Source organism: Ruegeria arenilitoris (assembly GCF_013032445.1).
GTDB classification, from domain to species: domain Bacteria; phylum Pseudomonadota; class Alphaproteobacteria; order Rhodobacterales; family Rhodobacteraceae; genus Ruegeria; species Ruegeria arenilitoris_F.
The window spans coordinates 1-7,829 of the sequence record NZ_WQCA01000057.1 but is presented as its reverse complement, the minus strand read 5'-3'; the positions used below and the strand labels follow the sequence as shown (position 1 = coordinate 7,829).

Sequence of the window (7,829 nt, the reverse complement as noted above, 5' to 3'; positions counted from 1 at the left end):
GCAGTAGATCTTCGACATTCCGAAGCGAGAGAGGTAAACGGATGTACAGCATCACTGCAAGGCGGATGATCTCGGGACTGGTTTTGAAGTATTTGTAAGAGGCAGGTTTGGTCATGGGCAAAAGCTACGTAACCGCCCTGCCCTGCTCAAGCAAAGTTCCTCTGACAAGACCCCTCAAGAGACCGATGGGCGATGCTGTGCAATATGTCCGAGACAATCAGAAACTCAAGCGCAAGCAAAATCAGTTGGCCTAGGTTGAGCCTTAATTTCACGAAAATGGCTTCTCGGCCTGTACCATTGATCCATGATTTGACGCATTGAGCGAGCAGGAAGCCAAGACCGCCTACTAGGAGGACGATAACACCTGCGTCGACAGTACCAGCGACCAACTTTGCTGTATTTTCGATCATTGTCATGATTGCGACCATTACCTTGTGAGGCTTCAAAACCCACCGAGGAAAGTGCCAAGCAAGATGATCGCGATCAATGCAATCATCGGTACCAGAACAGCGACTACGAATATATCACCATATGCTTCTCTATGAGTCAGTCCACAAATACCGAGCACCGTGATTACCGCACCGTTGTGGGGCAAGGCGTCGAGGGCGCCCGAAGCGACAGATGTGACGCGATGCATGGCTTCCAAAGAGGTATTGGTTGCGGCGGCAAGTTCGACAAATTCTGAACCTAATGCATCAAGAGCGATACTCATACCGCCAGATGCAGAACCCGTGATTGCTGAGAGCGTCGTAACAGAAACCGCCACGGCAACAAGTGGATTGCCCTCACTCAACCCGAGCATAGCATTTGTGATCGCCTGAAAAACCGGTAGTGCCGCTATAACGGCGCCAAAACCCACGAGACTGGCTGTATTGAAGATCGGCAATACGGCCGCATCAGCCCCTTTGTTGAGGCTTGTTTTGACGCTTGCCAGACGGGTCCAATTTGTTGCGAGCAGGAACAGGATCGAAGTGGTGAGTGCGACAATGATTGACCAAACCCCACGTACGGCCTCAATGGTTGTCTGTCCAAACAACGGTTCGGCAAGGTAACTGGTGTCAAAACGCGGAACGGCCACCTGGATGAAGAGGAAGTTAACCAAGACCACAAGCACTACCGGGGTGATCGCCAGCGCGAAGCTTGGTTCACTCGTATGAGGCATATTGGTTGGTTCAATTTCGTTCAAGTCGAAGCCTTCGCCTTGGGATCGCGCGCGCATCTCACTGTCCAGTTCGGGAAGCACCTCATCGTGTTGTCCATATCCTTCACCGGCAGCTTCTGCACGGGACGCGCGGCGGTTGAGCCACGCCATTCCTAGGCCAGCCATGATGGCGGCCGCGATGATCCCAAGACCCGGTGCGGCGAAGGCTGTGGTTCCGAAGAACGGCATCGGGATGGCGTTCTGAATCGCAGGGGTGCCAGGTAGAGCTGACATCGTGAAAGTAAACGCGCCAAGCGCGAGGGCTCCGGGTATGAGCCGTTTGGGAATATCCGCGTCACGGAAGAGAGCCGCTGCGATCGGATAGATCGCGAATGCCACCACGAAGAGCGAGACCCCACCGTAGGTTAGTACGCCACAGCACAAAACGACCGCCAGAATGGCTTTGTCTGCGCCAAGCTTTGCAATCACCCAATGTGCGATCGAACGCGCCGAGCCGCTGTCATCCATTAACTTGCCGAAGATTGCACCAAGAAAGAACAGCGGAAAAAATGAAATTATGAAATCGCCTGTATTCGTCATAAAAATCTGCGTGAAGCTGGCCAGCAGTGGCAGTGCGCCCGTCAAAGCAGCTGCCAGCAAAGCGAGAAGTGGCGCCAATATCAGCAGTGTGACACCCCGGAACGCAAAGTACATGAGCAACAAGAGCGCGAGTAGAACGGAAACAATATCCATCATTTCTTAGGCTCCCGACTGGTGCCTTCAGCTAGATGCGCCGGCTGGAGGCTTTCTTCAAAAATCTCTCTTGGCCGCCACGTTGCGGTTTTTCCAACGTCTGGCCATTCTGAGTTCACCCACTCATCTGCAGTTCTACGCCCGATTTCGAAAAGGTGGTCCAGAAAGGCCATCTCGGCGTTCATCTTGCTGGACACGCCGAGGTCACACATAGCCCCAGATGCATGGATCCTGTGCAGGCGCCCATCGCGGTAAGCTGCGCGATCCAGATTGTCGTGTTCTATAATCTCCCAGAGGAATCCCAGAGATCGTAATTCTTTCATCAAGCTGGCGTTGAATGTAATTTCGTTAAGGCGATTTTCGATCTCATAGGGCGTTGTGGGAATTTCTGCGCGTTCGAACGGATTAATTTGAACTATGATAATGTCTCGCGCCTCGGTCTCGTCCACTAAGGGGAAGAGCGGTGGATTACCCATGTAGCCGCCATCCCAGTACGCTTCTCCGTCGATTTCCACAGCTTTGAAGACATGTGGAAGGCAGGCCGACGCCATGACCGCATCTGCACTCAGATCGGGTTGGCGAAAGACTTTGGGGCGCCCGGTCCGCACTTTTGTTGCGGACAGAAAGATGCGCGGCCCTTCTGCTGAATTGATGGCTTCAAAGTCAAAGCATTCCCGCACAAGGTCCCGTAAGGGATTAATGTTGAGCGGATTGAACTGATACGGTGACGCCATTTGACGTGTGAACTGGGAAATGATGAAGCCGGGAGAATGCTCCAGGCTCCAATCGCCTCGCAATCTGTTCCATAGAGTTCGTTTGTATGGACTCGCCCTGCTGGCACGACTCACCTGTGTCCAATAGTGCCTAAGCAAGTTGCGAGCACCCTCAGGCCCAGCCTGTGTTAGGCCCTGCGCTAGGGCGACGGCATTCATTGCCCCGGCACTGGTGCCAGAAATGCCCACTATTTCAATATCTTCAAGCTGTAGCAATCGATCCAGAACGCCCCAAGTGAACGCGCCATGCGATCCACCACCCTGAAGAGCGATATCTATTTTTTTCTTAGGCACTACCGAAGCTCCATGAGACTTTTTCGCACTTGCATCGTTATTGTGCCGCATTGCAGCAATTCCTTAAAGCAAAAGAAACGGAATGCTATATTTGTCGCATTTCAGTGACCGCATTGGAAACGATGCGGCCGTTCAGTTGTGTAAGTACGGTCGATGCAATTGGCGATGCTTCTGCTCAACTGAAGTCTTCACGAGTATATACTCAATAGCAATTGAGCTTGTTTCGCTACTCTTGCGGTTTCTTACCAGACTGTTCTTCTAGGCACAGAAAGCTTGCGGTAAGAATTGTATCCGCGACCCACAACGTGCAGAGGTAACTTGTGTGATCAAGGGCATTCCGAAGCGGACCATCATCGGCGGCTTGTTGGGTGTGACGGCAGCAATCATCGCCGGTGTTATTTGGTTCATAATGTATGGACCGGGGTCTTGGACCGACAACATATCCAATCGCGACCTCATTGACATGACGCCAGATGCTGGCCTGCCCAGAGAAGTGAACGGCCAACCCGCTAAACTCCTCTCGGCCTTCCACGGGCTTGACGCACTTCCACGCGTCTCCAATGTGATTTGCAGGGGGTCTGAGGGCAACACCGGAATGCCCGTGATCTTTTCAACTGAGATAGACATCGCGACTATGCAGGCCGGGGACTTCAAAGTTACAACTCGGTCAGGCGCGTCAGGGAAGATGCACTGCGCGTCCGTTCTCCCAGCTACAGACCCTGGGGAGTTGCGTACGGTTCTTTTGATAGGGCAATTGGGACCTGCCGAAAGCGACCCACCGGTTAGGGTTGACGTTGTCGGGCATTTGCATTCGATCGACGGCATGCTTGATTTTCAGGGAGTGAGTGCGTCGGTGATACCCTTAGAAGACGGGCCATCGATTGTTTTGGCCGAAGTCGTGGAGGACTGGACATTAGTCGGCAATTTGGGCCCGCGTCGCGTCAGGGGCAGCCTCTGCCCGACGGAAGGCGTCGTTCAGGCGGTTCGAGTGACGTGGGAAGGGGGTGTGACGCTTAAGGATGGCAGCGAACCAGGTGATGCAGAACGCGATCTATATACTATCACCGTCGAGGCACTCGATGGGACCCGTCGTGAAGTGAAGCCGCTCGCGCTCGCCAACCTAGGTGACGGGGACAACAATCATATGCTTTGCATGGACACGACAGATTGGCCTATCTCAGTGTCCTTTCCAGAAGGCATCTTGACGGACCCGAATGACGATTTGAACCCAGCTACAAAGATTAATGTAACTCCGTATCGCTAAACGTACTGGCATGACCACTCCGCAGACTTAGGGTATATGGACACATCGTCTCGTGCTGGTGCGTTGTGAGGTACAATAGGTTTGAGCGATGGAAGCGGAACAGAAGGTCCGCTTTGGGCTCGATACAGTCATCTGAGTCTTTCTGTCAGATGACCGCTTGTGGTCGGAAAGCGGACATTGCTGCCTTTGACTTTGGTTTTCCGAATGTCCGCTTGCGAAATGGTACTTGTCGTACTAGCTCATTTTCACGTGCTGCACGAACGCAGGGCGATGGAGAATTTATGTCTACGATTGCGGCCCGCCGCTAAGGTCCACCTGATTGGACCAACTTGAACCAGAAGACTTCCGCGCGAGATGCCGGAAGCCTTTTCTGCTGACATAAACTCAAGAGACAATCCGTTGAATATCTCAAAACACGAACAGCGTGTTTTGCACGTTCTGGCGCAAGGTGGAGCCATCCATTTTGAGCGTATGGCGAACGGCAAAATGCGCGAAGTCTCATGCTTCACCCGCGACGGCCACGTATTGGCTGATTGCTCGCTGAAGCTCTTTGACCGCCTGAAGAAACGGCGGTTCATCAAATCTGAAAACGGACGACCCTACCGCGCCACAAGGCTCGGCATTCGCTCCGTGAACCCTCAGTACGACAACCGATAAGGATAAACAGAAAATGACAAACCCAATCGTTAAAGCGACTTCAACCGACGACATTGCAGGACTTCAGGCAGTCCTGGATGGGACCGAGCTTTTCCCGAGCGAAATGCTCCCAGACATGCTGGCCACGTCATTGGCAGGCGAAACAGAAGCCTTTTGGCTGACCTGCCATAGCGACGGAGAAGCTGTGGGCCTGTGCTACACAGTGCCCGAGGAACTCGCCGATGGGACGTGGAACATGCTCGCCCTCGCGGTGCGCCCTGATTTGCAAGGCAAACGGCTGGGGGCGGCACTGGTACATGCGGCCGAGCAGCACCTAAAGGACAAGGGGCAACGCATCTTGATTGTAGACACGTCCGGCACCGACGACTTTGCATTGACGCGCAAGTTCTACGCTCAGAATGGCTATGAAGAAGAAGCACGTATCCGCGACTTTTGGGCCGATGGCGACGACAAGGTGATCTTCCGCAAAGCGCTTTAAACGGCAAAGCCCTCCGCCATTGTTGTGGCGGGGGGCACTTCGTAGCCGACATTCGCTACGATGCAACAACTCGGTAAGTTTGGGCTCGGTGCAGCCATTCGATAAATCACATCGCATGTCCCATTTGGAGGTTCAGGTGTACAATGGTTGTCAACTAGTTCGCAGTAGTTGTTTTGCCTTCTAAATAGTTTGGCCTAGTTAGATAACAGGTGTTGCACAACCAGCACTCAGTCCCATCCAAGTTTTAGCGATGTTGCTGGTCCCCGGCAGCTAGATAGTCAAACTTGGTGGGGCTTTCTAGCGAGATGAAAATTTCTAAATTTCATCATTTCAACGACCGCTCCCGCCTTGGTTCCGATGTTCACTGAGTTACACTCAACGACTGCTCGGCGGCAAACGCAGACCAAGTCGAATTTTCGCGATGATCGCATCGGAGACTTGCACAGGCTTCCTTAGGGGCTTTGCCGATGGTGATTAGCGCGCCCTGTTCAATTCAAGACCGGTCACTTAGCATGAGCAGGCGCCACCCTGAGGATGATTTATGACGGACAAATATGACTTCGAAAATAGCTGGCAACCCTCGCAGAGGTATCCAGACCCCGCCGTTGTGACACTCGATCCGCGCTTCGATAAATACAGGCTGCCGTTGGCCGGTGTAGAACGATTGGCAACTGGTTGTCGCTGGTGTGAAGGGCCAGTGTGGTTCGGTGACGGGCGGTATCTGCTATGGAGTGATATTCCAAATAACCGGATTATGCGCTGGGATGAGGTTACCGGACAGTCATCGGCGTTTCGCCAGCCGTCGAATTTCGCCAATGGTCAGACCCGGGACAGGCAAGGCCGCCTTATAACCTGCGAGCACGGTGGACGACGGGTTACGCGCACAGAATATGATGGCTCAATCACTGTGCTAGCAGAGAACCTTGACGGAAAGCGACTAAACTCGCCCAACGACGTGATCGTCAAATCCGACGGCAGTGTCTGGTTCACCGATCCTCCGTTCGGCATCTCGGGCAACTACGAAGGTCATCGCGCCGAACCAGAGTTAGGCCAGAACGTATACCGACTGGACCCCGACACCGGAAAACTGAGAGTAGTAGCCGATGACATTCTAGGGCCAAACGGCTTGGCCTTCAGCCCCGATGAGACCGTGCTGTACATTGTTGAATCGCGCGGTGAGCCGACTCGAAAGATACTGGCCTATGACGTGAACACGGATGGTGCCTCGATCCAGAACAAGCGTGTGCTAATCGATGCTGGTCCAGGCACGCCAGATGGATTCCGCGTGGATTTGGACGGTAATCTCTGGTGCGGTTGGGGCATGGGTGATGCCGAACTGGACGGAGTTATGGTCTTTGCCCCTGATGGAACTCCTATAGGTCGCATCGCTTTGCCTGAACGATGTGCCAATCTCTGCTTTGGAGGCCGTGCCAACAGCCGGCTTTTCATGGCAGCAAGCCATTCTGTGTACGCCCTATATGTCAACGTCGCTGGCGTGGCGGGAGGATAACACTGCTCTCTGGAGGGCTTCTGCGCGTTAATAAACGGTTTCTCTAATGGGCTCTAAGATCTCCGCTCGCCCTTTTTTGAGCGACTACAATGTGCTCGGTGCAGCCTTTGGCGGCGGCGTATCAGAATGGCAGTTTTTGGGCCGTCCGGGCAAGGGAGAGTGGTGCGGGGGAATGGACTTTTACCACGGATATGGAAGAATTAGCCACGCAAGGAGCGTGCAATCGGATCGAAGACCAATGTTCTGATAGCACGACATGCTTCACGCCTGTCACAAGCGGCGCTAGTCTCCGGTCATAGCAGCGCTGAAAGGAGCCACCAAATGTCCCTCTTCTCTAAACTCTTCGGTGGCGACGAAAAGTCGGAGCCGGAGCCGGTCTCTTACAGAGGGTTCGAAATCTTTCCGGACCTGATGCCCGAAGGTGGCAAATACCGCCTTTTGGCCCGTATAGAAAAGACCATCGATGGAGATCGCAAGACCCATACAGTGATCCGGGCGGATGTCTTTGAAACCCGGGATCAGGGCGAAAGCTTCAGCATCGCAAAGGCGAAACAGGTGATTGACGAGCAGGGCGAGCGCATTTTCGATTAAGTAAACAGCTATCCCAATGTTAGCGATACAATCGAGGGGTTTCCCGCAAAGTAGACATCCGCATTTTGGTGCTGTCAGACAAATTCGAACCAGTCTTAGCCAGGCCAGTATAGCTGCCCCTTATGCCGCACCAAGTTCGCGCCACTCTGTGAGAGCGGCGGTGCGTGTCAGCTTGAAGGTGTCTCGGCAGGTAAGTGATCTTCCCTGGTTGAAGTGGTTGTAAACGGAGGAGTGGACGGAGGCGAATTTCTGCAAACTTCGCATACGCCTGAAACGCAGCATGGCCCGTTCTCTTCGTCGAAACGGCAGGTGTGAGTTCTCAACCCGATTATTAAGCCACCTGCCCGTCTGTTGTTTTTCGGTGGCTC

At 53.5% G+C, this 7,829-nt stretch carries 9 protein-coding genes and 1 pseudogene; 5 read left to right on the top strand and 5 right to left on the bottom strand.

Annotated features, from left to right (window positions below; translation table 11 throughout):
- The 4 genes and pseudogenes from GOW98_RS25965 to GOW98_RS24960 form a co-directional block, all read right to left on the bottom strand.
- Positions 1–115, bottom strand: a pseudogene (locus GOW98_RS25965) (IS6 family transposase); the annotation flags it as partial.
- A gap of 31 nt (positions 116–146) precedes the next feature.
- Positions 147–416, bottom strand: coding sequence for a DUF1622 domain-containing protein (locus GOW98_RS24970; protein ID WP_170337306.1), 270 nt, complete (start codon positions 414–416; stop codon positions 147–149).
- A gap of 26 nt (positions 417–442) precedes the next feature.
- Positions 443–1,897, bottom strand: coding sequence for a GntP family permease (locus GOW98_RS24965; RefSeq protein ID WP_170337305.1), 1,455 nt, complete (start codon positions 1,895–1,897; stop codon positions 443–445).
- Positions 1,894–2,961: a patatin-like phospholipase family protein gene (locus GOW98_RS24960; protein ID WP_367646906.1), complete on the bottom strand. Its 1,068-nt coding sequence runs from the start codon at positions 2,959–2,961 to the stop codon at positions 1,894–1,896. The genes GOW98_RS24965 and GOW98_RS24960 overlap by 4 nt, the downstream gene beginning before the upstream one ends.
- A 322-nt stretch (positions 2,962–3,283) precedes the next feature.
- Between GOW98_RS24960 and GOW98_RS24955 the strand changes: the two genes are divergently transcribed.
- The 5 genes from GOW98_RS24955 to GOW98_RS24935 all read left to right on the top strand — a co-directional run bounded on the left by GOW98_RS24955 (position 3,284) and on the right by GOW98_RS24935 (position 7,461).
- Positions 3,284–4,225 carry a hypothetical protein gene (locus GOW98_RS24955; protein WP_170337303.1) on the top strand — a complete coding sequence of 314 codons (942 nt, stop codon included), beginning with the start codon at positions 3,284–3,286 and terminating at the stop codon, positions 4,223–4,225.
- 354 nt (positions 4,226–4,579) lie between these two features.
- The gene (locus GOW98_RS24950) at positions 4,580–4,882 is read left to right on the top strand and encodes a YjhX family toxin (RefSeq protein ID WP_367646905.1); all 303 of its coding nucleotides are present in this window, start codon (positions 4,580–4,582) and stop codon (positions 4,880–4,882) included.
- Between the two features lie 13 nt (positions 4,883–4,895).
- Positions 4,896–5,360, top strand: coding sequence for a GNAT family N-acetyltransferase (locus GOW98_RS24945; protein ID WP_217359738.1), 465 nt, complete (start codon positions 4,896–4,898; stop codon positions 5,358–5,360).
- Between the two features lie 541 nt (positions 5,361–5,901).
- On the top strand, positions 5,902–6,870 hold the full coding sequence (locus tag GOW98_RS24940) for an SMP-30/gluconolactonase/LRE family protein (RefSeq protein ID WP_170337302.1): 969 nt from the start codon (positions 5,902–5,904) through the stop codon (positions 6,868–6,870).
- A gap of 321 nt (positions 6,871–7,191) precedes the next feature.
- Positions 7,192–7,461, top strand: coding sequence for an HlyU family transcriptional regulator (locus GOW98_RS24935; RefSeq protein WP_170337301.1), 270 nt, complete (start codon positions 7,192–7,194; stop codon positions 7,459–7,461).
- Between the two features lie 120 nt (positions 7,462–7,581).
- On the opposite strand, the gene GOW98_RS24930 is transcribed toward GOW98_RS24935, so the two are convergent.
- Positions 7,582–7,829 (bottom strand): DDE-type integrase/transposase/recombinase (locus tag GOW98_RS24930; protein ID WP_170330748.1); only part of this gene is annotated, 248 nt, incomplete at its 5' end.

Bases quoted from the DNA above. Each gene is read 5' to 3' on its own strand.
- GOW98_RS24970 (WP_170337306.1), bottom strand. From the start codon at position 416: ATGACAATGATCGAAAATACAGCAAAGTTGGTCGCTGGTACTGTCGAC.
- GOW98_RS24940 (WP_170337302.1), top strand. From the start codon at position 5,902: ATGACGGACAAATATGACTTCGAAAATAGCTGGCAACCCTCGCAGAGG.
- GOW98_RS24965 (WP_170337305.1), bottom strand. From the start codon at position 1,897: ATGATGGATATTGTTTCCGTTCTACTCGCGCTCTTGTTGCTCATGTAC.
- GOW98_RS24950 (WP_367646905.1), top strand. From the start codon at position 4,580: ATGCCGGAAGCCTTTTCTGCTGACATAAACTCAAGAGACAATCCGTTG.
- GOW98_RS24935 (WP_170337301.1), top strand. From the start codon at position 7,192: ATGTCCCTCTTCTCTAAACTCTTCGGTGGCGACGAAAAGTCGGAGCCG.
- GOW98_RS24945 (WP_217359738.1), top strand. From the start codon at position 4,896: ATGACAAACCCAATCGTTAAAGCGACTTCAACCGACGACATTGCAGGA.